The following is a 22610-nucleotide window of genomic DNA, read 5'->3' on the forward strand; positions in this document are numbered from 1 at the left end:
AATCCGCTCCCACAATGTCATAGCGTCGGGATGTTTCCCTGCGGCGACCCTGCATCCCCGCGAGACTTCCTCGCGGCAGATGCGGCCCGCGTCTTAGACGCATGCCGTAGATAATTCAACAAGTGCTACATGTTAGGAGCCCCGCCTTCCAATCTGTCTTCCCGGACGGCGCTATAATTCGTGGCATGGCCAATCGTTCCCGGCGGACGCGCAACAGGTTGCGATTTGCGCCGGGCGGTGCGGATTGCTCGGCGTACCGCCGGTGAAATGTGACGCTCCGACAAAAGCTGATCATAAGGCCATTCGTTGCAGGGTGGCGCGGAGCGCGACGTTCACTTGACTCGCCATTGCCTGGTCGTGTCGCTTCGCAACAGTCTGCATTGCATGAACACAAGCCGGCCGAGCGTGAGCATGCCAGCACGACCCCGCAGTTGATGAACCGGGGGATGCGTGCATTGGCCAAGGTCTTCAATAGTGGCTCGTCGAGACGGTCCCGTCTGCGCAGACGAATTCGGCTGCAAGATACTGGGCATCGTCTTGACAAGCCGAGCTTTCAGTGCGCTTTACGCTACAGTGACCGTGGAAGTGTAATATGGTAGCTAGCATTCGCGAGGCCCGAGCGAGGAACCTATCGGTCCTTGCCGTCAAGAGCGGATAACGCATGCGCAAAGGCATCATATTAGCTGGTGGGTCCGGGACCCGCCTCTACCCACTCGCACTGCCAATCAGCAAGCAGCTCATGCCCGTCTATGACAAGCCGATGATCTATTATCCACTGTCGGTGCTGATGATGGCCGGCATTCGCGAGATATTGATCATCACCACGCCGCAGGATCAGGCCGGTTTCCGGGCGCTGCTCGGCGACGGATCGCAATGGGGGCTCGCGATCGACTATGCCGTGCAGCCCAAGCCCGAAGGGCTGGCGCAGGCCTTCACCATCGGCGCCGATTTCGTGGGCGACGGTCCGTCGGCGCTCGTGCTCGGCGACAATATTTTTTACGGCCACGGCTTTCCCGAACTGCTGCGCGCGGCCGACGCGCGCCAATCGGGCGCGACCGTCTTCGGCTATTATGTCGCTGAGCCTTCGGCCTATGGCGTCGTCTCGTTCGATAGCGATGGGCGCGCCGAGACGATCGAGGAAAAGCCGGCGCAGCCGAAATCGAACTACGCCGTCACCGGCCTCTATTTCTACGACGAGACGGTCGTCGAGCGGGCGCGCAGCATCAAGCCGTCGGCGCGCGGCGAACTGGAAATCACCGATCTCAATCGCCTCTATCTCGAAGAGGGTGCGCTGAACGTTGAGATCATGGGCCGCGGTTTCGCCTGGCTCGACACCGGCACCCATGCTTCGTTGCTCGACGCCGGAAACTATGTCCGCATCATCGAGGAACGGCAGGGCCTCAAGATCAGCTGTCCCGAGGAAATCGCGTGGCGGCTGGGCTTTATCGACGATGCCCAACTCGAACGGCTGGCCGATCCACTGAAGAAGAGCGGATATGGCCAATATCTGATGACCCAGCTCGCGAGCAGGCGCGTATGAAGACCATTCCCACCGCCATTCACGACCTCGTGATTGTCGAGCCTGCGGTGTTCGGCGATGAGCGCGGTTTCTTTGTGGAGACATGGAGCGCCGCCCGCTTTGCAGAGGCGGGTATCGAAGAGAGCTTTGTTCAGGATAACCATAGCCGCTCGGCGCGCGGTGTGTTGCGCGGGCTCCACTATCAGGTCAATCGGCCGCAGGGAAAACTGGTGCGCGTCGCCGCCGGGTGCGTGTTCGATGCCGTGGTCGATCTGCGCCGTTCCTCGCCCAGCTTCGGAAAGTGGGTCGGTGTCGAACTGTCGGCCGAGAACAAGCGAATGCTGTGGGTCCCGCCGGGGCTGGGGCACGGCTTTCTGACGCTCGCGGACGGCACCGATTTCCTTTATAAGTGCACCGACTATTATTCGCCGCAGGACGAGCGCAGCATCCGCTGGGATGACCCCGACATCGGCATCATATGGCCGGTCGATGGTTTGACCCCGCGGCTCTCGGCGAAAGATCAGGCCGGCACCTCCTTCGCCGATGCCGAGCTTTACGCGTGAGGGCGCTGATCACCGGCGCGGGCGGGCAGGTTGGCCACGCTCTGGCCGCGACCGCGCCGCAGGGGTGGGAGATCACCCTGCTGGATCGCGCCACGCTCGACATCGGCGATCGCGATGCGGTTGCTGCGGCGGTCGCCGAGGCGAAGCCCGACATCCTCTTCAATGCTGCGGCCTATACGGCCGTCGACAAAGCCGAAAGCGAAGTCGGGAATGCCGAGCGGATCAACGGGACCGCGGTTGCTTTCCTCGCCGAAGCCTGCCGGACGCAGGGCGCTCGCCTTGTCCATTTTTCGACCGATTTCGTCTTCGGCGGGCAGTCTTCGACGCCGTACCGGCCCGATCATCCCACCGCGCCGCTCGGCGTCTATGGACGCAGCAAGCTGGCAGGGGAGACGCAGGCTTTGGCGGATCCGGCCAATCTCGTGATCCGCACCGCCTGGGTCTATGGCGCCGAAGGTGCGAATTTCGTTCGCACGATGCTGTGCCTGATGGGTGAGCGCGATGAAATCCGCGTCGTCGCGGATCAGGTCGGCACACCCACGCACACGCTGTCGCTGGCGCAAGCGACGTGGCGGCTCGCGGAGCTCGATGCGCGCGGGGTTCATCATTTTACCGACGCGGGCGTCGCGTCCTGGTATGATTTCGCGGTGGCTATCGAGGAAGAAGGGCGGTCGGCGGGCCTGCTTCCCGGCGAGACGCGCGTCGTCCCGATCCCAACTGCCGACTATCCGACACCCGCCCGGCGTCCCGCCTACAGCGTCCTCGACAAGACCGCGACCTGGGATGCACTCGGCGGCCCGGCCCGGCACTGGCGTAGCGAACTGCGCGACATGGTTGCGACATGGAAAATCGTTTCCAATGGCTAACCTCCTCGTCACCGGTGGCGCGGGCTTCATCGGCGCCAATTTCGTGCATTACTGGCGCGAGCGGCATCCGGACGACTGTGTCGTCGTTCTCGATGTGCTGACCTATGCTGGTAATCGCGCGAATCTGGACGGTCTCGAGAATGTGGATTTCGTGCAGGGCGACATTCGCGACGGTGCGCTGGTGCAATCCCTGCTGCGCGATCATGCCGTGGACACGCTCGTTCATTTCGCCGCCGAAAGCCATGTCGACCGGTCGATTCACGGCCCCGACGCCTTCATCGAAACCAATGTGCTCGGCACGCACGATCTGCTGAAGGCGGCCAAGGCGGTATGGCTCGACGAAGGCACGGGCAGGCCGCACCGCTTTCATCATGTGTCGACCGACGAGGTTTACGGAACGCTCGGCCGTGACGACCCGGCCTTTACCGAGACGACCCCTTATGCCCCCAATTCGCCTTATGCGGCGTCCAAGGCCGCTTCGGATCATCTCGTCCGCGCCTATCATCACACCTATGGGCTGCAGGTCACGACCTCGAACTGCTCGAACAACTACGGACCCTATCAATTTCCCGAAAAGCTGATCCCGCTTTTCCTGATCAATGCGCTGCACGGACGCGCGCTGCCGATCTATGGCGACGGTCAGCAGGTGCGCGACTGGCTCTATGTCGAGGATCATTGCCGCGGCATCGAGCGGGTGTTGGAAAAGGGCCGCGTCGGCGAATGCTATAATATCGGCGGCGGTGCGGAACTGCCGAACCTGACGGTCATCGACACGCTGTGTGCGGCGGTCGACGATGCCTTCGCCCGCGACCCCGGGCTTGCCGACCGCTATCCGGACGCGGCGCCGGCAAAGGGGCGGCCGACCGATACGCTCAAGACCCACGTCGCCGACCGGCCCGGGCACGACCGGCGCTATGCGATCGACGAAACCAAAAGCCGCAATGAACTCGGCTATGCGCCGGCACGCGACTTCGCCGATTATTTCGCGACGACGCTGCGCTGGTATCTGGACAATGAAAGCTGGTGGCGCGCCGTCATGGACGGAAGCTATCGGGAATGGGTCGACGCCAACTATGGCGAACGCCAGGAACGGCCTGCGGCATGAGGACCAAAACCATCCCCAAATCCGCACTTTAATACTCGCGGGAGTTCTCCGCCCTTCGCTCATTCTCGTTAGTCCGTGCTCACGGGTTGTTTGAGGCTACAAGCCGCCGCCACGATCGAGCGAGGCCCGCCGTGGCCATAATCGTCGCCTTGAATTCCGGATGTCTGACGAGCGCCGAGTCACAGAGGACGCCGGCGCAAAGCCGACGAGACACTACCGCTTGAGGTAAAGCCCACTGGTGCGATCGCCCTCGCCCGGCTCGACGTGGATGGCCACATCGAAAACGTCCGCGGCGTGGGCCGCGATGGGGTCGGGGTCGGGGGAGGTTTCGGCCACGATCCGTCCCGCCTTCATCCACAGGATGCGATCGGCGAATTGCGCCGCGAGATTGAGGTCGTGGAGGATCACCGCGATCCCCTGGCCCGCGCGGCTTCGTGCCGCGAGGCGCGTCATGACGTCGATCTGGCGGCGTGGATCGAGCGCCGCGACGGGCTCGTCGAGCAGCAGGAGCGGCGCTTCCGCCGCGAAGACACGCGCGAGCGCCACGAGCGCCAGCTCGCCGCCCGACAGGGTCGCGGTCGAGCGGCGGGCGAGGGGAGCGCAGCCGACTTCGTCGAGCCATCGCGTCGCATCGTCTGCCCCGCGCGCCACTTCGGCTCCCCCGAACGCGAACCGGCCGAGCGCGACCATGTCGGCGACGGCGATCGGCCACGCGATTTCGGCCCGCTGGGGGAGATAAGCGAGCCGGCGTGCGCGTTCGCGCGGGCCGAAGCGCCCAATCTGGCGTCCATCCAGGCTGACTGATCCGCTGTCGGCGCGCCCTTGTCCCGCGAGCAGCCGCATCAGGCTGCTCTTTCCCGAACCATTGGGGCCGACGATGACGACCAGCTCGCCCGGCGAAAGGCGGAAATCGGCACCGGCGAGCCGGCCCGCGAGCGTGAGCCTAGTGGCTGCGAGTTCAGTCATGGCGGACATTTCCCCGGCGCAGCGCGATCAGCAGGAAGATCGGCGCGCCGGCAAGCGCGGCGACGACGCCGAGGCGGAGTTCGGTATCGGTCGGCAGCAGGCGGACGAGCATGTCGGCGACGATCAGCATCGTCGCGCCGGCGAGCGCCGCGGGGACGAGCGTGCGCCCCGGATCATGGCCGACCCAGGGCCGCACGACATGCGGCGCGACGATGCCGACGAAGCCCACGGCGCCCGCGAGCGCGACCGAGGCGCCGGTCGCGAGCCCGGTGCCGACGACGACCGCGATCTGGGTGCGCCGGAAATCGAGCCCGTGCGCGCTCGCCGCCTCCTCGCCGATCGCGAGCAGCGACAGGCTTCGACGCTGGGTGAGGAGAAGCGCGGCTCCCGCCGCCATGAAGGGGACAGTGAGGCCGAGATCGGTGAGCGAGCGATTGGCGACCGACCCCAGGGTCCAGTTGACGAGATCGGAGAGCGAGAAGGGGTTGGGCGCGAAATTGAGGATCAGCGCCATCGCCGCGCCCGCGAGGCTCGACAGGCCGACTCCGATCAGGATCAGCGTCGCCATGCCGCGCGTGCGCACCGCCGCCGAGGCGAGGAGCGCCGTCACCAGCCCCGCGCCGCCGATCGCGCCAAGCGGCAAGGCCCAGGACCAGGCCGCGGCGAGCCCGAAATAGAGCGTCAGCGTCGCGCCCAGCGTCGCCGCCGCCGAGACGCCGAGGATGCCGGGCTCGGCGAGCGGGTTGCGCGTCAGCGCCTGCAAGCCGGCCCCGCAGAGACCGAGCGCCGCGCCGACCGCGGCGGCGGCGAGGATGCGCGGCAAGCGGATATCGAAGAGGATGACCGCCGCTGCGGGATCGCGCCCGCCGAGCCAGTCGGTAAGCAGCGCGGGCGAAAGGCCGTGCGCTCCCGCCATGGCCGCCAGCATCGCGGCGAGCAGCAGCAGCGCCGCGAGCAGGGCGTTGACCCGGATCATCGCGCTTTCGCCAATTCGGTCACGGCGTGCCCCATCAGCCAATTGCCGCACGCGAGCCACGCGCCCGGCACCTCGACATCGCGCGCGCCGCGCGTCGCGCGGGCGACGACCGGGTGGCGCGAGGATGTCCAATAATCCTGACGGTAGCGCGGGCTGTCGAAAAAGGCGCGGAAAACCAGATCGGGCGGTCGCCGAACCATATCCTCGACCGGCAGACTGCCCCAGCCCGGCGCGGCGCGATAGGGGGTGTAGCCCGCGGCACCCATCACCTCGGCGACGAGCGATCCGGGGCCCGTGGTGACGTCGCCGGGGGTGATGTAGAGCGCGGTGCCTTTGGCCGGGGCGCGGCGCGCCGCCGCAAGTTGGCGATCGAAGCCCGCGACCAAGGCGCGCGCCTCCGCGTCGGCGCCCAGTTCTCCCCCGACGCGCAGCATGTCGACGCGGGCGTCGGCGAGCGAGGCCGGGAAACCGAGTTGCACGATTTTGATACCCATCGCGGCGAGCTGCCGGTCGAGCCGTCCGTCGCCGCCATAGCTGCGCACGACGACCGCGGGTCGCAGCGCGACGATATCCTCGAGCTGCGGCCGCAGGCGCGCGAGCCCCTTCGCGCGGGGGACCGCGAAGCTGGTATCGCTGTCGGCTTCGAACGACAGCGCGCGAATCCGGCTTTTCGGCAGTAATCCGAGCACCATCTGGTCGGCGCAGAAGTCGATGCTTGCGACGCCGTGCAGCGCGGGCAGCGGCGCGCGGTCCCGGCAGCCCGTGAGGATCGCCAGCACCGCCAAGGCCGCCGCCCGCCGCATCAGAAGCCCCAGCGCACCCCGACATAGGCCGAGCGGCCCGCCGTGTTGTAGGTCGCGACGGCCTGATACTGTTCGTCGAACAGATTCTCGATGCGGCCGAAGAGGTCGATCCCCGCGACGAGCGGATAGGAAGCGCGCAGGTCGACCAGGACATAATCGTCGAGGGGAATAGTGTTCGCCCGGTCGTCGAAGCTCTTGCCCGCATAGCGCACCGCGACCGACAGGTCGGCGCCTTCGAGCGCGCCGCCGGGGGTCCAGGCGAGCTCGGCGTTCGCGAGATGCCGGGGGCGCCGCGCGAGGCGATTATGCTCGAGCGGCGAGCCGGGGGTGCGATCGGTGGCGATCGTCAGGCTGTAGTTGGCGCGAACCGCGAAACTGTCGCTGAGCTGCGCACCCGCCTCGACCTCGACGCCTTGGGCCCGGGCGCGGTTGATATTGTCATAGGTGCCGAACGGACGACTTCCGGTCGCGCAGATCGCGGGCAGGGGATTGGGGCCCGGCGGGCAGGACACGAAATCGATGAGATTACGGCTGTCGCGGCGATACCAGGCGACATCGACGAACCGCCGCGCATCGCCCAGCCGGACGCCGACCTCATAGGATTTCGCGCGTTCGGGGAGCAGGTCGGGGTTGCCATAGGCGCCCGCCGAGGCCGAAAGCTGGAACAAGGTCGGTGCCTTGAACCCTTCGCGGTAGCTGGCCCGGAGGGTGACATAGTCGCCGAGCTTTTGCCCGACGTCGGCGGCAAAGCTCGTCGCGCCGCCGAAATCGCGGTGATCGTCGCGGCGCACGCCCGCGGTCAGCGAGAATGTCTCGGTCGGGCGTGCGACCAGCATCGCCCAGCCGCCGGTGGTCGCGGTCCGGCCCTCGTCGGGGGCGAAACCGTCGTCGGTCAGCGAACGCGTCCATTCGCGCTCGGCCCCCGCGAGCAGCCGCAGGCTGTCACCGGTCCCGCTGCCGAACACATCGCCAAGACCCCAGTCGACGCTGTAGCTCAGCCGTTCGCTGCGGCCGCGCGCGCGGAAGGTCGGCGCGTCGCCGAAATCGGGGTTGAAATTGTCGCGGTTGACATCGGCGAACCCGAACTGCAGCCGCTGCGAGAAGCCGCCGCCGCTGTCGTTGCCGTCGGGGCGGTGCTCAAGGGTCGCGGCGGCATAATGCTCCCCTGTTTTCTGAAACTCGTTCGTGTCGCCGAAACTATAGGTCGGCGGCGCGAAACCGTCGAGATCGGCCCGGCTGTCGGCATAAAGGCCGAAAGCGCGAAAGACGAGCGTGCTGCCGATCTCGGTGCGGTTGGTCAGGTTCACCGAATATTGGCGATAGCCGTCGCGCTCGGTTCCGGCCGCGGCGTTGCTGAAGCCGTCGGTACGGACATAGCCGCCGCCGATCCCGAACTGCGACGCGCCGAGCGCGGCCGTGCGCAGCTGGCCGTTCACTCGCACCGTGTCGCGCGCGCCATATTCGGCGCCGATCCGGCCCGAAGTGCCGCCGTCCGCCGCGAGCTCGGGGTCGGTGGTGGTGATCGACACGACCCCGCCGATCGCCTGGCTGCCCCACGGCAGGCTGTTCGCGCCGCGCAGCACCTCGATCCGGTCGATGCTGCCGAGCATCAGATTGGCGAAATCGAAGCCGCCACCCGGCGATGAGGGATCGCCGACGCGGACGCCGTCGATGACGACCAGCGTCTGCGAATCCTCGGCGCCGCGAATGCGCAGGCTCGCCACACCACCCAAGGCGCCGTTCTGCGTCACATTGATGCCGGGGAGGCGCGCGATCAGGTCGGCGGCGGCGCCATTCTGGGCGCGGTCGATGTCTTCCTTGTCGATGACCGACACCGACGCGTTGCTTTCGGCAAGCGCGAGCGGCGCGCCGATCACGGTGATCGACTGGTCATCGAGCGGCGCTTCGTCGGCGAGAGCGGGCGACGCCGCGGCGAGCGCGAGCAGCGACAGGGTGGTTCGATAGGCGATGGTCTTCATTCGGGTCCTCCAGGCGTTACGGTCTTGCCGTCACGCGAGGATCCTCGCCTGCTCCCGGTGCACCCCGCCCGCGCGCAGATAACGGCGACGCCCTGGCAGGTCTCCTGGCTTCCGGGTCATTGGTGGATACGGCCTTCCCAAAGCTTGCGCTCCAGTGGCGTGTTCATACCCACCTCGCCGGGACAGTTGCGGGGGCAGCGCCGGATTGGATACCGGACTTCCCTTTTCATGCCCGGTGAAGGGCAACCCGAGGTCACGAGGCGGGCCGCTAGCAAAAACGCTTGCCTCGTGCAATGGCGACACGATTCTGCCGGCCTGATCTCCGGGTCGAGGGGGCCGGTATCCGGGATAAGCCCATCCAGATCGCCCGCCCCGATAGGGACGGGCCGTCAGACGCCTTGCGGATTGGCGTCGCCGAAGGGTCGCGGCTTGCGCTTGATCTGGGGCAGGCCGCCGGCGTGGCCCTGGACGGGGGTGCCGTGCTTGCCCTGATCGTCCTCGCGGCCGATGTCCTCGCCCCTGATCGCGCGCTTGGCCTCCTCGCCCGACAGCGTCTCATATTCGAGCAGCGCGCCCGCGAGCAGGTGGAGCTCGTCGAGATGGTCGGTGAGCACCTTGCGCGCGACCTTTTCGCCTTCCTCGACGAGGCGGCGGACCTCGGCGTCGATCAGCTTCGCGGTCTCCTCGGACATGTTCTGCGCGCGCGACACGCTGTGGCCGAGGAACACCTCGTCCTGATTGTCGCGATAGCGCAGCCAGCCGAGCTTTTCGGACATGCCATATTCCATGACCATCGCGCGCGCCATGTCGGTCGCCTGCTGGATGTCGTTCGACGCGCCGGTGTTGAGTTCGTCCTTGCCGTAGATGAGCTGCTCGGCGATGCGGCCGCCGAAGCAGAGCGCGAGGCGCGCCTTCATCTGCTTCATATTCTGCGAATAGCGGTCGCGCTCGGGCAGATTCCACGTCACGCCCAGCGCGCGCCCGCGCGGGATGATCGTGACCTTGTGCAGCGGATCATTATGCTCGACGTGCAGCGAAACGAGCGCGTGGCCGGCTTCGTGATAGGCGGTCGCCTTCTTCTCGTCCTCGGTCATCACCATCGAGCGGCGCTCGGCGCCCATCATGACCTTGTCCTTGGCTTCCTCGAACTCGTTCGACGCGATCAGGCGCTTGCCCTTGCGCGCGGCGAGCAGCGCCGCCTCGTTGGCGAGGTTCGCAAGGTCGGCGCCCGAAAAGCCCGGGGTGCCGCGCGCGATGCGGCGGAGGTCGACGTCGGGCGCGAGCGGCTTCTTGCGCGTGTGGACCTCGAGGATCTTCTGACGGCCCTCGATGTCGGGGCGCGGCACGACGACCTGGCGGTCGAAGCGGCCCGGACGCAGCAGCGCGGGGTCGAGCACGTCGGGGCGGTTGGTCGCCGCGACGATGATGATGCCCTCGTTGGCCTCGAAGCCGTCCATTTCGACCAGCAGCTGGTTGAGCGTCTGTTCGCGCTCGTCGTTGCCGTTGCCAAGCCCGGCGCCACGATGGCGACCGACCGCGTCGATTTCGTCGATGAAGACGATGCACGGCGCGTTGCGCTTCGCCTGTTCGAACATGTCGCGGACGCGCGATGCACCCACGCCGACGAACATTTCGACGAAGTCCGAGCCCGAAATGGTGAAGAAGGGGACGCCGGCCTCGCCCGCGATAGCGCGGGCGAGCAGCGTCTTGCCGGTGCCGGGCGAGCCGACGAGCAGCGCGCCCTTGGGAATCTGGCCGCCGAGCTTCGAGAATTTGGTCGGATCCTTCAGGAACTCGACGATTTCCTCCAGCTCCTCGCGCGCCTCGTCGATGCCGGCGACGTCGTCAAAGGTCACGCGGCCCTGCTTTTCGGTCAGCATCTTCGCGCGCGATTTGCCAAAGCCCATCGCGCCCGAACCATTGTTCTTCTGCACCTGGCGGAAGACGAAGAAGGCGATGCCGATGATCAGCAGGAAGGGCAACGACTGGACGAGCAGATACATCCAGAAATTCGGAACCTCGGTCGGCTTGCCCTCATATTTGACGTTCTTCTCGTTCAGCAACTTCAAAAGCTCGGGATCGCGGACGAGATTGGCGGTGAAGCGGTCGCCGTTCGACAGCTCGCCGGTGACGCGGTCCTCGGACAAGACGACCGACTTGACGCTCCCGTCCTCGACCTTCTGCCGGAATTCGGAATAGGCGAGGGCGTTGCCCGCGGGCTGCGTCGCGCCGCCGAACATCGAGGCGACGAGGAGCATGGCGAGCAGGATGCCGCTCCAGATCATCACGCTCTTCATCCAGGGGTTGCCCTGCGGTTCCTTGTCGTCCTGCATGCGGAATCTTTCCCAATCGCCGCCCGGTACGCGGCCTGCCCGTATAAATTAGGGCGTTGTGACGGTAAGGCAATAAGGGGCGGGGGGATAGGGCGCCGTTCGCCTCCGGCGCCGCACCGTTCGCCCGGCATGCCGTCCTTTCCGCAGGAGACGGAGACCAGGGGTGGTCGTTCGGCGACTCTCGACGCCCCTGTCGGCTTGCGCGACCGGACCCCGTCTCGGGAAAAAATACTGGGGTGCCGCCCGCATCGCGCGTCATGCCCAAGATGCAAGACCGCGAAGAACAAACTAGCCGCCGTCCCTTCCAGGCGCGCGCCGCGCTCTATCTGCGGGTATCGACCCAGCGCCAGGCCGACCAGCAGGTATCGCTCCCCGATCAGCATCGCCATGGGATAGCCTATTGCCAGGCCCATTGTTACGAGATCGTCGCCGTCTATGTCGAGGAAGGCGCGTCGGCTCTCAATGATCGACGCCCCGAATTTCGGCGCATGATCGAAGCGGCGCTCACCCCGGCACGGCCTTTCGACCTGATCATCGTCCACAGCTTCTCGCGCTTCTTTCGCGATCATTTCGAATTCGAGCTTTATGTCCGCAAGCTGGCCAGGAACGGGGTCGAGCTACTGTCGATGACGCAGGACGTCGGCGACGATCCCGTGCATGTCATGATGCGCAAGGTCATCGCCCTGTTCGACGAATATCAGTCGAAGGAAAACGCCAAGCATGTCATGCGCGCCCTCAAGGAAAATGCGCGCCAGGGCTTTTGGTGCGGGTCCACGCCGCCGGTCGGCTATCGCGTCGTCGCGGCCGAACAGCGCGGGCCCACGCTCAAGAAAAAACTCGATATCGATCCGGAATACGCTGCCCTCGTCCGGCAGGTCTATCGTCTTGCCCTCAAAGGCCATTCGGGGAGCGGCCCGATGGGCATAAAAAGGATTGCATCCCATCTCAATAAGCAGGGCCTCACCACGCCGAATGGCGGCCGATGGCAAACGGCGCAAATCCACCGCATGCTGACCCGCCGCACCTATATGGGCGAGCATGGCTACAATCGCCGCGGCAAGGGAGGTTCGCTCAATCCCCGCAGCGAAATGGTCATTGTCCCGGTGCCTCCGCTCGTCAGTCGCGAGGATTTCGAGGCGGTTCAGATGCTGCTGAGGCGGCGCGCCTTCGACGTGAAACCGAGCAAGGCTTATGGGCCGCCCCCCTTTCTCAAAGGCGCGGTCCATTGCTCGCTTTGCGGTGGCCGGATGACCGTACGAGCAGCGAAGTGTCGGGGATTTCGATATTATACCTGTCTGGGGAAACCGTTGCCCGGCGGCAGCCGCTGCCCGCAGGCCACGGTGCCGGCGTCCGATCTTGAGGGACGGGTAAAAAGCTTTGTGCGACAGCAATTGCTGCAGCCCAAATCTATCGCGCAGCTCTTCGAGACCGTCGTCGAGGACGGTCCAGAGTCTCTCCCGGCCCGCGAAGCGGCGTTCAGGGAGGAGGCATCCGGCGACGCCGACCGCCGGCTTCGCCGACTATATGATGCGATCGAAGGGGGCGTTGTCGAGTTCGATGACGCCTCGGTAATGAAAAGGATCGACGCCTTGCGCGAGATCCGGACCGAACATCTCCGGTCGCTCGAGGAATTGGCGAAACTGCAGAACCGAATGGCAGCCGCGGCGCTGAAGCCATCGATGATCGAGCGCGCCGTCCGCAAGACAAGGGCACGGATAAGAGACAATCCGGCAGTCCTCGAGAGACTCGTGACGATCTTGGCCGAGCGTGTGGATGTCGGGGCAAATGAGATCCGGTTGACATGCGTGAAATCCCGCCTTCTCGACGCGATATTCCATGTCGGTGAAGGGACTGTCGTCGCCGACGTCGATTGGCGCCGCGACGGCGTCTTGCGGCCGCAAGACTGCGTTACATACGGGATCGCGAGGAACTGACGGGCGGATGGCGGTGCGTGAGGTAGCAACCCGCTCATAGGGTGGCGGCTGTCATCGCCGGTCCACGCCGGCCATCGCCGCTTCGCCTGCAATCACCAAATTACGGAGCGGCCTCGGGATGGGCCGTGGCGGGCCCGAGGATCGCTGGAACGGAGGGAGCGAATTGGAAAAAGACCGGCACTACGCGTCTCGCGCTGCGCTCTATGTTCGTGTTTCAACCACAGGGCAGGCCGCGCATGACCTCTCCATTCCCGACCAGATAAGGCAGGCACAAGATTATTGCGCATCGCGCGGCTTTGAAGTCGTCGAGATATTCGAGGAGCCTGGCGCCTCGGCCGTGAGTGACCGCAGGCCGCAATTTCGCCGAATGATGGAAATGGCGACATGGGCCCCCGCGCCCTTCGATCTGATCATCGTGCACAGCTATTCGCGTTTCTTCAGGGACCATTTCGAACTCGAAGCCCATATCAGGGCGCTGAACAAAAATGGCGTGAAGCTCGTGTCCATCACGCAGACGATCGGCGACGATCCGATGGCGGAGATGATGCGGCACATCATCGCGCTCTTCGATGAATATCAGTCAAGGGAAACCGGCAAGCATGTGCGCAGGACGCAAAGAGAAAATGCGCGTCAGGGCTTCTGGAATGGATCGGTGCCACCGGTCGGCTACCGGGCCGTGGTCGTTGAAACGCGGGGCCGCAGCCGCAAGAGAAAGCTCGAGATAGATCCGCTTCACGCCGACACCATCAGGCTCATATATCGTCTCGCCCTGCACGGCAGCGAGGAAAGCGGGCCGCTTGGGGTGACGCGCATTGCATCCCATTTGAACGACCGAAAAATTCTTGCCCCCGGCGGAGGCCATTGGGGTCTGGCGACGGTCTACCGCGTCTTGCGGCGCCGCACATATACCGGCGAACTTGTATTCAACGAGCGCCGTAAAGGGAGGCGAAGCCGATCGGAAAATGCCGTCATCCGGACGGCGATACCGCAGATTATCGATCGCGAAACATTCGAGGCCGTTCAAATTCTGCTCGATTCCCGCGGGGGCGTTACGCTGCCGATCGGGAGCCGGCGTCCCCCTTACCTGCTGCAAGGAATGATATACTGCGGTAAATGCGGAGCGAGATTATCGGGCCAGGTCGGTGGCAGCGGCCACCGGTCCTACGCCTGTGCCGCTCGTGCGCGTCACGGGCCTGCGGCTTGCGGCGGCCTCAGCATCTCGGGACCGCGCCTCGACGAATATATGAAATCCTTCATCCAGGGCCGCCTGTTGCACGCTCCCTATCTGGCAAAGACGCTCGACGGCGTGATCGACCGGCATCGCAAGCTGTTTGACGAGTTCGACCGGCAGGCACGGGCGTTCAGTTCCAGCGCCGATGATGCGAGCAAAGATGTGGCCCTTCACCTTCAGGCGGTCGAGGAAGGGCTGCGGCGCGGCAGCGAGTCCTCGATCCGGGAGCGGATCGCCGCGCTGCAGAGATTGCGCGATGATTGTCTTCATGCCGCCGAGCGGGCCCGCCAACGGCGGGACCTGTTTGCAAGAACCATCGCGCGCTCCGGCGATCTCGCGCGTATCGCGCTCGAAACGCGCGAGAAACTGCAAAGCAATGCCGCCTCCTATCGCCACTTCGCCAAGCTGGTTATCGAGAAGATCAAGGTGCGCGAGCATAAAATAACGATCATGGGGTCGCGGTCGCGATTGCTTGCGGCCCTGACCGGTGATTCCCACCTCGCCGAAACCCGCCTCGGTGCTTCGTACCGTGCCAAAGCCAGCCCCGATGACAGGTTTCTCTTCACCATGTCGCACGAACTGAAGACGTCGAGACGGAAGGTTCGGGACGCTTGATTCCGGCCTCCGGGCGCAGGAACGAGCCGCTCACCCCTTTGCGAATTTGCGCCGGCGCGGCGCCGTCGAAACCCGCCACATCGTGCCTTCGAGGCCGCGAACGGCGTCAATCAGCAACGTGCCGACCATCGCGCGCTGGCCGCCCTTCATGGCGGCCATGACGCCGTCGAGCGACGCACCGCGAAGCGCGAGCTGCGGGTCGTTGGCGCGCAACCGCTGGATGACGATGCGGCGGAAAATCTCGTCGGGATAATCCCGGTCGCGGATCACCGACGCGTCGCCGGCATCAGGCCAGGCCGCGATCGCCACCTCGACCGCCCAGTCGAGCGCCGTATCGGCCTCTCCCAGCCATTGCGCCGACCGGGCGGCCGCCTGCGGGTCGAGAAACAGCTGCGACTGCAGTGCGTGCCGCAACCGGGCACGGTCGAAGCGGATGTCGGCGTTCGACGGGTCCTGGACGATCGGCAGGTCGGCATCGAGCGCGAGCCCCGCGAGTTCGTCGCGCCGCCAGTGGAGCAGCGGCCGCAGCACCGCGCCGTTCGAGGCGCGGACGCCCGCCAGCCCGCCGACGCCGCTGCTGCGGTTGAGGCGCATGATCATCGTTTCGAGCTGGTCGTCGGCATGATGCGCGGTCAGGATATGGTCGAGCGCCTGCGCCTCGCGCCATTGTTCGAGAAGCCGGTAGCGCTCGATCCGCGCCGCGGCCTGCAGCGATCCGGCGATCGGGGCGGCGGGATGCAGGATGGCGTGCGGAATATGCTCGCGCGCGCAATAGCCCGCGACCATGCGCGCCTCGTCGGCCGAGCCCTGGCGCAGCTTGTGATCGACCGTCGCCGCCCACACCTGACCGGGCAGCAGCGACGCCACGAGCCAGAGCAGCGCCATGCTGTCGGGGCCGCCCGAGACGGCGACGCCGTAGCGTTTGTCGTGCCATTCGGGGCCCGCGAGCGCGGCCAGGTCGGCGGCGAAGCGCTCGACGCTGCCGGGATCAGCAGCCTGCTTTTGCTTTTGCGGCGGCAGCATCGTCGCGGACATCCTGGGGCGCCTTGTCGCCATAGACTTCGTCGAGCTCGCGGAACGCCTTGCAGGCGTCGCTCTTGCGGCCGAGCTTGGTCAGTGCGACGCCCATGTACATCAGGCTGTGCGGCGCGCGCGGGCCGCTGGGCTGGGCCTTGTAATTATTGTAAAAGGCGACCGCGGCAAGGCTCGGCTTGCCTTCGTCGAGATAGGCGCGGCCGAGCAGATTCTGCGCATAGCTCGCATAGTTGTTCTTGGGCCATTTGGTGACGACCTGTTTGAGCTGCGCTTCGGCTTCGGGATAGAGTTTCGCGTCCCACAGGCGATAGCCATAGGTATAGGCGTCGGCGGCCTCGTTGCCCGTTGCGGGAACCTCCACCTTCTTGACGAGCGCGAGCCGCGCCGCGTCGGCGGTGCTTGCCGCGGGTTTATCGTCGGCCTTTTTCGGAGGCGTAGCAGCCGCGCTTGTCGTCGGCCGCACCGCCGGGGCGAGGCTGGCCGCGGCTGTGGTCGCCTCCGCTGCCTCGGGGGCCGCGAAGCGCTTGTCCATTTCCGCCTTATAGGCGGTGAACTGCTTTTCGAGTTCGCGCAGCTGAAAGGCGTTCTGCTCGCTCTGACCGGTCAGCGTCTGGAGCTGCGCCTCGAGCGCATCGACGCGCGCGGTCAGGTCGATGACCGGCGCCGTGCTCTTCACCCGCTCGCCGGGGGTGTTATCGGGCGCGATCTCGCCTTCGAAAAAGGCGGGACTGCCGCCGGGAAACACGCTGCGCTGGACCGCGCGCATTTCCTTTTCCAGCCGCTCGACACGCTTGTCGATCGCCCCGTCCTGCGCCGACGCGCCCGGCGCCATCACGGTCAGCGCGACACTCGCCGCGCCAAGGTACAGGATTTTCCGCATCATCATCTTTCGATCAGCCCCCACAGGTTAACCATTTTCGCTGTCCATAACGCGGCAAAGGACGGCAGCGCAAATCCATTTCGGTGCGTCGCCGCCTGTGGCGGGCCGGACGAGGCGTGTGTCAGCGCTTGGGAGTGGGGACGACCGGCGCGCCGCCGCTGCTTCCCTCAGCGCGTGCGACGAGGTCGGCCGGCTTCAGGGAAACCCCCTTGACCAGCGTGTCGGCGGGCCCGATGGCCCCGATATCGCGGCCGCCGACGGTGACCTTCAAGGCCTGCGGGATGCTGGTGCGCAGCGTGAACTGCTCGATATAGGCGGGCGGAACCTGATAGACTTCGCCCGGATCGAGCGTCCGCCAATTCTCGGTCTTGCCGGTAGCGTCGTCGAAGCCGATCCACACTTCCGAAAGACCGGTGAGCACGACCGGCGCGTTTTCGGCGACCTGCGCGGTACCCGCGGCGCCGGTCTTGGTGGCTGGCGCGGTCGCCGTATCGGCGGCGGGCGCCTCGGATGCGTCGGCGTCGGCATTTTGTGCGGCGATCAGCGCTTCGTCGGGTTCGATCGACAGGAAACGCCAGACGCCATAAGCCGACGCCAGCAGCGCCGTGACGATCACCAGCGTCCAGGTCAGTCTCGCCGTGGGCAGACGCGCCGGATCGGTCGGCTCATAGGCCTCATAGGCGGGCCGGGTGGCATAGGCGTCCTCTTCGAGTTCGCGGCGCACCGAAGCGCCGATCTCGGCTTCGGGAAGGTCGACCGCGCGTGCATAGGCGCGCGCGAAACCGGTGACATAAGTGCGTCCGGGAAGCTCGGAAAAATCGGATTTCTCGATCGCTTCCAGATGGCGCTGGGTGATCCGCGTGCGGGTCGCGACGTCGGCGAGCGACAGTCCCGCGGCTTCGCGCGCCAGCCGCAGCCGGTCACCGGTGCGCGTAATCGCCAGTTCGCCCTGCTCGGCGCCCTCTTCGTCTGCCATTACTGTCTCCGTGCCAGCCGTTTGCGACCCCATGTCGGCCGTGTCGGGGCACGTTCTCGCATCGACGATGCAGCAAAGTCAAATGAAGTTCGGCAAATGTCCGCGAGAGTGCGTGGCAGGGCTTGGTGAATTGTCCCAGTTGCGCGGGAGATGTCATTTCGCTTGCTGGGCGATCCACTCGCCCATGAAGCTATCGAGCATATCGAGGGGCATCGGGCCACCGTCGAGGAGCGCATCCCGAAAGGCGCGAATGTCGAATTCGGGACCCAGGGCTTTCTCCGCGCGCTGGCGAACGGCACGGATGCGAAGCTCGCCAATCTTGCATGCCAGCGCCTGCCCCGGTTGGCTGATATAGCGGTTGGTCTCGAACTCGACCATGGCGGGACTGAGCGCCGTATTTCGGACCAAGCATTGTTTCGCCTGGTCCCGCGTCCAGCGCATCCAGTGAATGCTGGTATCCATGACCAGACGGCAGGCACGATACATCTCGAACGACAGGCGGCCGAACCGTTCCTTCGCGTCGCGATAGAGGCCCATTTCTCCAGCCAGCCCCTCGGCATAGAGTGCCCATCCTCCGATATAGGGCGTCACCTTGTCTTCACGGCGAAAAGCGGGAAGGGCGTCGTTCTCATGTGTCAAAAGAGATCTGGAAGCGATGTCCCGGCACACCCTCGTCGACCACCCATGCGGCAAGCTGGTACAGGGGCGTTGTCGTCGCGTCGCGGTGCGACATCATGATGCTGCCCGGCACACCCTTTTCCGGCGATCCGCGCATCGGTGCCTCCTTGCGCCGACGCCTCGAAGAGCGGCCCCCAGGTGCGCCGGGGCAGTTTGCCGAACCATTGCGGCACCGCGCGGTCTGCGCGCTTCGCCCATCATCAGCAACACTCTGTTATGCCCACCAGCAAAAGGCCGCGCCATTCTATCGCGGCCTTTCTGGCGTGAAACATGCCCCCAGCTTCTCGGGGGCTCAAGGGTCGCCGGGAGCATATGGGAGAATATGCAAGTTCAGCCTGGCGTCAACGCGTCGAGCTCGGGACTCGCGCCGTCCCGCACCATCCGGCCCAGGCTCGCCCATAACAATGTCGATGCGTGATCTCGATCACAATATGCCCGCACGACCTGTCCTAACCTAAACGGGATGACAATAATCCCAGCTATTCTGTATGTTGGGTCAAAACAGGGAAATGCCGGGTCATGGCCAGCCAACCAATTCGTCTCTGAGCCTGCCGCACTGGGTGAACCGATGAGACTTGGCTTCTCGGTGTCGAGCGATAGTGCCAGCCCCTATCCCGGGATTGTCGAAATGGGTGAGGATGGTTGTGGGGCGGTGGCCTACCTCGACGTCACGTCGATTCCCGCCTTCACTGACCGCGATGGCCTGGTCGCGACCATCGCTATCGAAATCGACAGCCGCGGCAAAGAATTGCGCCGGTGGCGGTTGCCCAATTCCTATCTCATAGAATCGCTGGACGGCGAGTGGGCGCTCGCTTCCTATGCGGGAAAGCAGGCTTCGCTCTGGATCCACACCTCCGGCAGAATCGGAAAGCCGACCGATGCCGAAGACGCAATGACGACCGATGGCAATAGCGGCGTTATGCTGACGACGACATGTCCGCTCAATGCGGGTCTGCAATGCCTCAGCATACGCGATCATCCAGCAAAGACCCGGCGGCTCGTCGCGACCGAGCCCATTTGCAGTTAGGGTGTGGACTATGAAGAACCGCCGGTGCCGCTTTTTGCGCTGGCCCTGGTGGTCCGCTGTGGATGCCGTCGGCTCCTTACACGGTCTCTCTAGCCGAAAGCAGCTCGATCGCTATCAGCCAGAGTCATCACCATCGGTGTTCCCGCTTTCGCGGGAATGACGAAGTTATGAGACGCGGAATGTCCCCAACCGGTCGAACCCGTCGTACGCGCTAAAGCACATATTTGCTGAGGTCGGTGTCCCCCACGACATCGGCAAGCTGGCGGTCGACATAGGCGGCGTCGACAGTCAGCGTCGTGCCCGCCATGTCCTCGGCGCCGAAGCTGACTTCCTCGACCAGCCGCTCCATGATCGTCTGAAGGCGGCGGGCGCCGATATTCTCCACCTTCTCATTGACCTCGGCCGCGAGCTTGGCGACGCGCGCGATCGCGTCGTCGGTGAAGGAGAGCGTCACGCCCTCGGTGCCGATCAGCGCCGCATATTGCTCGGGAAGCCCCGCCTTGGTCTCGGAAAGGATGCGGACGAAATCCGCCTCGCTGAGTGCGCCCAGTTCGACGCGGATCGGCAGGCGGCCCTGCAACTCGGGGAGCAGGTCGGAGGGCTTGGCGACATGGAAGGCGCCCGATGCGATGAACAGGACATGGTCGGTCTTCATCGGGCCATATTTGGTCGCCACGGTCGTGCCTTCGATCAGCGGCAACAGGTCGCGCTGCACGCCCTCGCGGCTCACCGAGCCGCCGCGCACGTCGCTGACCGCGATCTTGTCGATTTCATCGAGGAAGACGATGCCGTTGGCCTCTGCGTCGGCGAGCGCGACGCGCGCGACATCGTCCTGGTCGAGGCGCTTGTCCTGCTCCTCCTCGATCAGCCGCGTCGCGGCTTCGAGGACGGTCAGCTTGCGGCGCTTCTTCGGCGGACCGCCCATCGCCTTGCCGAGCATGTCCGAGAGGTTGATCATGCTCATCTGCCCCGGCTGGCCGGGAAGCTCGAACGCCATGCTCGGGGCATCGGCGACCTCGATCTCGACCTCGCTGTCGTCGAGATGCCCTTCGCGGATGCGCTGGCGGAAACTCTGGCGCGTCGCCTCGCTCGCGCCCTTGCCGGTCAGCGCGTCGAGCAGCCGCTCCATCGCGGCCTCCTCGGCGGCGGCGCGCACGGCCTCGCGGCGGCGGTCCTTTTCGAGCCGCACCGCTTCCTCGACCAGGTCGCGCGCGATCTGTTCGACGTCGCGGCCGACATAGCCGACCTCGGTGAACTTGGTCGCCTCGACCTTGATGAAGGGCGCGTCGGCGAGCTTGGCGAGACGGCGCGAAATCTCGGTCTTGCCGCAGCCCGTCGGGCCGATCATCAGGATGTTCTTCGGGCTCACCTCGTCGCGCAGGTCAGGCGCGAGCTGCTGGCGGCGCCAGCGGTTGCGCAGCGCGACGGCGACCGCGCGCTTCGCGGCGTCCTGGCCGATGATGTGCGTGTCCAATGCGGCGACGATCGCCTTGGGGGTCAGGTCCTTGTTCATTTCGCTTATGCCTGGATTTCTATGATTTCTTGAGTGAACTGGTCGTTGGTGTAGACGCAGATGTCGGCCGCGACCTCCATCGCCTTGCGCGCCAGCACCGCGGGGTCCTTTTCATAATCGACGAGCGCGCGCGCCGCGGAGAGCGCGAAATTTCCGCCGGATCCGATCGCCGCGATCCCGCCCTTGGGTTCGAGGACGTCGCCGTTGCCGGTGATGACCAGCGTCACCTCCCTGTCGGCGACGATCATCATCGCCTCGAGGTTGCGGAGATATTTGTCGGTGCGCCAGTCCTTGGCGAGCTCGACCGCGGCGCGGAGCAATTGCCCGTTGTGGCGTTCGAGCTTGGCTTCGAGCCGTTCGAACAGCGTGAAGGCGTCGGCGGTCGCGCCCGCGAAGCCGCCGATGACGCTGCCGTCGTGGAGGCGGCGCACCTTCTTCGCATTGGGCTTCATCACCGTCTGGCCCATCGACACCTGGCCGTCACCGATGATGACGACCTTTTCGGGCGTGCGGGCGGAAAGGATGGTGGTGCCGTGCCAGGGCGCGGCACGGTGCGCGGTCGGTTCGCTCATGGGGCGCGATATGGGAGATCCGCGGCGGGGCCGCAAGGGGAGGGGAGATCAGGCGGGCCAGGCGAGGAGCGCGCGACCGTCGGTATCGATCTCGATTGTTGCTGGGTCGTCGATCAGCACCGCTTCTCCCAGCGCGACGGCTTCGCCCGCTGCGCGGCACCCCGCCGACAGCGGCACGAAGGTCAGCTCGCCTTGCGCCCTCTCGATGAGGGCCGGATCGACCGGACCCGCGAGATGGACGAGATGGAAATAGGGTCCCTCAACCAGCATATGGTTCGCGTGCGGGTCAACGACAGTGTCGCGCGGATCGCGGACCGGGCCGGGCGTCGCCACCTTCAGCCCTTCGTCGAGGTGGAGTTCGCGCGGGCGGCCGTAATCGTAGAGGCGATAGGTGCAATCGACATTCTGCTGCACCTCGACCACCGTCAGCCCGCCGCCAATCGCGTGGATCGTGCCGGCGCGGTTGTAGACGAAGTCGTTCGCCTTCGACGCGCGCCAGTCGACCTGCTCGACGATGCTGCCGTCGAGCGCCGCCGCGCGCAGCGCCTCGCGCGTCGTTTCGGCGGTGAGTCCGACGCCGAGTTCGGCGCCGGGGTCGGCCGACAGAACCAGCCAGCATTCGTCCTTTCCGCGCGGATAGCCGGCGGCGCGCGCGTCCTGGTCGTCCGGGTGGACCTGGATTGACAGCCGCTCCGAGGTGAAGAGGAATTTGACGAGGATCGGGGCGGCGTCGCCCGCCGGGTTCATGAACCATATCTCGCCGATCCGCCGGCCTGCGAAATCGCCGAACGCGCGCGGGACGTCGGTGCGGCCCCACGGCTTTTCGACGACGATCGTTTCGAGGCGCGTCAGCATGGGGTGACGATGGGATTGGGGCTTCCGCGCGTCAAGCACTATGGGTTCAGGCCGCCCGCGAGAGGCGATGGCCGTGCGCGCCGCTCGGCTGGTCGAGCCATAGCCCGCACGTGTCGAGACGGTCTTGTCGGCGCGCTCCTCGGAAGAAGCCCGAAACATGGGATACAGAAATCTGAACGGGTGG

General features: G+C 65.6%; 20 protein-coding genes and 1 riboswitch. Of the genes, 7 read left to right on the plus strand and 13 right to left on the minus strand.

The features are described from left to right. The first annotated feature begins 661 nt into the window (after window positions 1-661). The 4 genes from rfbA to rfbB are packed head-to-tail and all read left to right on the plus strand — an operon-like array spanning window position 662 to window position 4053. Complete coding sequence (rfbA, locus tag ACOTSS_RS01645) at window positions 662-1540, plus strand: glucose-1-phosphate thymidylyltransferase RfbA (RefSeq protein WP_448689823.1); 879 nt, start codon at window positions 662-664, stop codon at window positions 1538-1540. Then, a complete protein-coding gene (rfbC, locus tag ACOTSS_RS01650; RefSeq protein WP_448689824.1) occupies window positions 1537-2082 on the plus strand; it encodes a dTDP-4-dehydrorhamnose 3,5-epimerase in 546 nt (181 codons plus the stop codon). Before rfbA ends, rfbC begins: the two co-directional genes overlap by 4 nt. Next, window positions 2079-2948: a dTDP-4-dehydrorhamnose reductase gene (rfbD, locus tag ACOTSS_RS01655; protein ID WP_448689825.1), complete on the plus strand. Its 870-nt coding sequence runs from the start codon at window positions 2079-2081 to the stop codon at window positions 2946-2948. Before rfbC ends, rfbD begins: the two co-directional genes overlap by 4 nt. Beyond that, window positions 2941-4053 (plus strand): dTDP-glucose 4,6-dehydratase, encoded by a 1113-nt coding sequence (gene rfbB / locus ACOTSS_RS01660; protein WP_448689826.1) that lies wholly within the window; start codon window positions 2941-2943, stop codon window positions 4051-4053. Before rfbD ends, rfbB begins: the two co-directional genes overlap by 8 nt. A 213-nt stretch (window positions 4054-4266) precedes the next feature. Here the strand turns inward: rfbB and ACOTSS_RS01665 are convergent, their stop codons facing one another. The 5 genes from ACOTSS_RS01665 to ftsH all read right to left on the minus strand — a co-directional run bounded on the left by ACOTSS_RS01665 (window position 4267) and on the right by ftsH (window position 11110). Next, a complete protein-coding gene (locus tag ACOTSS_RS01665) occupies window positions 4267-5019 on the minus strand; it encodes an ABC transporter ATP-binding protein (protein WP_448689827.1) in 753 nt (250 codons plus the stop codon). Next, window positions 5012-5995 carry a FecCD family ABC transporter permease gene (locus ACOTSS_RS01670; protein WP_448689828.1) on the minus strand — a complete coding sequence of 328 codons (984 nt, stop codon included), beginning with the start codon at window positions 5993-5995 and terminating at the stop codon, window positions 5012-5014. Before ACOTSS_RS01670 ends, ACOTSS_RS01665 begins: the two co-directional genes overlap by 8 nt. Further along, the gene (locus ACOTSS_RS01675) at window positions 5992-6798 is read right to left on the minus strand and encodes an ABC transporter substrate-binding protein (protein WP_448689829.1); all 807 of its coding nucleotides are present in this window, start codon (window positions 6796-6798) and stop codon (window positions 5992-5994) included. Before ACOTSS_RS01675 ends, ACOTSS_RS01670 begins: the two co-directional genes overlap by 4 nt. Next, entirely contained in the window at window positions 6798-8777 is a 1980-nt protein-coding gene (locus ACOTSS_RS01680) for a TonB-dependent receptor plug domain-containing protein (RefSeq protein ID WP_448689830.1), read from the minus strand. The genes ACOTSS_RS01675 and ACOTSS_RS01680 overlap by 1 nt, the downstream gene beginning before the upstream one ends. A gap of 77 nt (window positions 8778-8854) precedes the next feature. Then, window positions 8855-9042, minus strand: a riboswitch (cobalamin riboswitch). A 124-nt stretch (window positions 9043-9166) separates the two neighbouring features. Continuing rightward, a complete protein-coding gene (gene ftsH / locus ACOTSS_RS01685) occupies window positions 9167-11110 on the minus strand; it encodes an ATP-dependent zinc metalloprotease FtsH (RefSeq protein ID WP_448689831.1) in 1944 nt (647 codons plus the stop codon). 257 nt (window positions 11111-11367) lie between these two features. Here ftsH and ACOTSS_RS01690 point away from each other — a divergent pair, with 257 nt between their 5' ends. Both ACOTSS_RS01690 and ACOTSS_RS01695 read left to right on the plus strand, forming a co-directional pair. Next, window positions 11368-13044, plus strand: a complete 1677-nt coding sequence (locus ACOTSS_RS01690) for a recombinase family protein (RefSeq protein ID WP_448689832.1) — start codon at window positions 11368-11370, stop codon at window positions 13042-13044. Window positions 13045-13162: 118 nt separating this feature from the next. Further along, window positions 13163-14890 carry a recombinase family protein gene (locus ACOTSS_RS01695; protein WP_448689833.1) on the plus strand — a complete coding sequence of 576 codons (1728 nt, stop codon included), beginning with the start codon at window positions 13163-13165 and terminating at the stop codon, window positions 14888-14890. Window positions 14891-14920: 30 nt separating this feature from the next. Here the strand turns inward: ACOTSS_RS01695 and tilS are convergent, their stop codons facing one another. The 5 genes from tilS to ACOTSS_RS01720 all read right to left on the minus strand — a co-directional run bounded on the left by tilS (window position 14921) and on the right by ACOTSS_RS01720 (window position 18556). Then, window positions 14921-15925 (minus strand): tRNA lysidine(34) synthetase TilS, encoded by a 1005-nt coding sequence (gene tilS, locus ACOTSS_RS01700; protein WP_448689834.1) that lies wholly within the window; start codon window positions 15923-15925, stop codon window positions 14921-14923. After that, entirely contained in the window at window positions 15879-16808 is a 930-nt protein-coding gene (locus tag ACOTSS_RS01705) for a tetratricopeptide repeat protein (protein ID WP_448689835.1), read from the minus strand. Before ACOTSS_RS01705 ends, tilS begins: the two co-directional genes overlap by 47 nt. 118 nt (window positions 16809-16926) lie before the next feature. Continuing rightward, window positions 16927-17781, minus strand: a complete 855-nt coding sequence (locus tag ACOTSS_RS01710) for a helix-turn-helix domain-containing protein (RefSeq protein ID WP_448689836.1) — start codon at window positions 17779-17781, stop codon at window positions 16927-16929. 153 nt (window positions 17782-17934) lie between these two features. Further along, window positions 17935-18420 (minus strand): DUF885 domain-containing protein, encoded by a 486-nt coding sequence (locus tag ACOTSS_RS01715; RefSeq protein WP_448689837.1) that lies wholly within the window; start codon window positions 18418-18420, stop codon window positions 17935-17937. Continuing rightward, window positions 18410-18556 carry a hypothetical protein gene (locus ACOTSS_RS01720; protein ID WP_448689838.1) on the minus strand — a complete coding sequence of 49 codons (147 nt, stop codon included), beginning with the start codon at window positions 18554-18556 and terminating at the stop codon, window positions 18410-18412. The genes ACOTSS_RS01715 and ACOTSS_RS01720 overlap by 11 nt, the downstream gene beginning before the upstream one ends. Before the next feature lie 555 nt (window positions 18557-19111). Between ACOTSS_RS01720 and ACOTSS_RS01725 the strand changes: the two genes are divergently transcribed. Beyond that, window positions 19112-19486: a hypothetical protein gene (locus ACOTSS_RS01725; RefSeq protein WP_448689839.1), complete on the plus strand. Its 375-nt coding sequence runs from the start codon at window positions 19112-19114 to the stop codon at window positions 19484-19486. Window positions 19487-19697: 211 nt separating this feature from the next. Here the strand turns inward: ACOTSS_RS01725 and hslU are convergent, their stop codons facing one another. Genes hslU through ACOTSS_RS01740 form a run of 3 tightly spaced genes read right to left on the minus strand, consistent with a single transcriptional unit; the run spans window position 19698 to window position 22426 of the window. Next, window positions 19698-20999: an ATP-dependent protease ATPase subunit HslU gene (gene hslU / locus ACOTSS_RS01730; RefSeq protein ID WP_448689840.1), complete on the minus strand. Its 1302-nt coding sequence runs from the start codon at window positions 20997-20999 to the stop codon at window positions 19698-19700. A gap of 5 nt (window positions 21000-21004) precedes the next feature. Then, a complete protein-coding gene (hslV, locus tag ACOTSS_RS01735) occupies window positions 21005-21571 on the minus strand; it encodes an ATP-dependent protease subunit HslV (RefSeq protein ID WP_448689841.1) in 567 nt (188 codons plus the stop codon). 48 nt (window positions 21572-21619) lie between these two features. Continuing rightward, window positions 21620-22426 carry a class I mannose-6-phosphate isomerase gene (locus ACOTSS_RS01740; RefSeq protein ID WP_448689842.1) on the minus strand — a complete coding sequence of 269 codons (807 nt, stop codon included), beginning with the start codon at window positions 22424-22426 and terminating at the stop codon, window positions 21620-21622. Between the last annotated feature and the right edge of the window lie 184 nt (window positions 22427-22610).

Source organism: Sphingopyxis sp. NJF-3, assembly GCF_053514865.1.

Excerpts from the sequence above, each read along its gene's own strand:
- rfbA (WP_448689823.1), top strand. The coding sequence starts at position 662 with ATGCGCAAAGGCATCATATTAGCTGGTGGGTCCGGGACCCGCCTCTAC.
- rfbC (WP_448689824.1), top strand. The coding sequence starts at position 1,537 with ATGAAGACCATTCCCACCGCCATTCACGACCTCGTGATTGTCGAGCCT.
- rfbB (WP_448689826.1), top strand. The coding sequence starts at position 2,941 with ATGGCTAACCTCCTCGTCACCGGTGGCGCGGGCTTCATCGGCGCCAAT.
- ACOTSS_RS01665 (WP_448689827.1), bottom strand. The coding sequence starts at position 5,019 with ATGACTGAACTCGCAGCCACTAGGCTCACGCTCGCGGGCCGGCTCGCC.
- ACOTSS_RS01670 (WP_448689828.1), bottom strand. The coding sequence starts at position 5,995 with ATGATCCGGGTCAACGCCCTGCTCGCGGCGCTGCTGCTGCTCGCCGCG.
- ACOTSS_RS01675 (WP_448689829.1), bottom strand. The coding sequence starts at position 6,798 with ATGCGGCGGGCGGCGGCCTTGGCGGTGCTGGCGATCCTCACGGGCTGC.
- ACOTSS_RS01680 (WP_448689830.1), bottom strand. The coding sequence starts at position 8,777 with ATGAAGACCATCGCCTATCGAACCACCCTGTCGCTGCTCGCGCTCGCC.
- ftsH (WP_448689831.1), bottom strand. The coding sequence starts at position 11,110 with ATGCAGGACGACAAGGAACCGCAGGGCAACCCCTGGATGAAGAGCGTG.
- ACOTSS_RS01690 (WP_448689832.1), top strand. The coding sequence starts at position 11,368 with ATGCCCAAGATGCAAGACCGCGAAGAACAAACTAGCCGCCGTCCCTTC.
- ACOTSS_RS01695 (WP_448689833.1), top strand. The coding sequence starts at position 13,163 with ATGGGCCGTGGCGGGCCCGAGGATCGCTGGAACGGAGGGAGCGAATTG.
- tilS (WP_448689834.1), bottom strand. The coding sequence starts at position 15,925 with ATGTCCGCGACGATGCTGCCGCCGCAAAAGCAAAAGCAGGCTGCTGAT.
- ACOTSS_RS01705 (WP_448689835.1), bottom strand. The coding sequence starts at position 16,808 with ATGATGCGGAAAATCCTGTACCTTGGCGCGGCGAGTGTCGCGCTGACC.
- ACOTSS_RS01710 (WP_448689836.1), bottom strand. The coding sequence starts at position 17,781 with ATGGCAGACGAAGAGGGCGCCGAGCAGGGCGAACTGGCGATTACGCGC.
- ACOTSS_RS01720 (WP_448689838.1), bottom strand. The coding sequence starts at position 18,556 with ATGCGCGGATCGCCGGAAAAGGGTGTGCCGGGCAGCATCATGATGTCG.
- hslU (WP_448689840.1), bottom strand. The coding sequence starts at position 20,999 with ATGAACAAGGACCTGACCCCCAAGGCGATCGTCGCCGCATTGGACACG.
- hslV (WP_448689841.1), bottom strand. The coding sequence starts at position 21,571 with ATGAGCGAACCGACCGCGCACCGTGCCGCGCCCTGGCACGGCACCACC.
- ACOTSS_RS01740 (WP_448689842.1), bottom strand. The coding sequence starts at position 22,426 with ATGCTGACGCGCCTCGAAACGATCGTCGTCGAAAAGCCGTGGGGCCGC.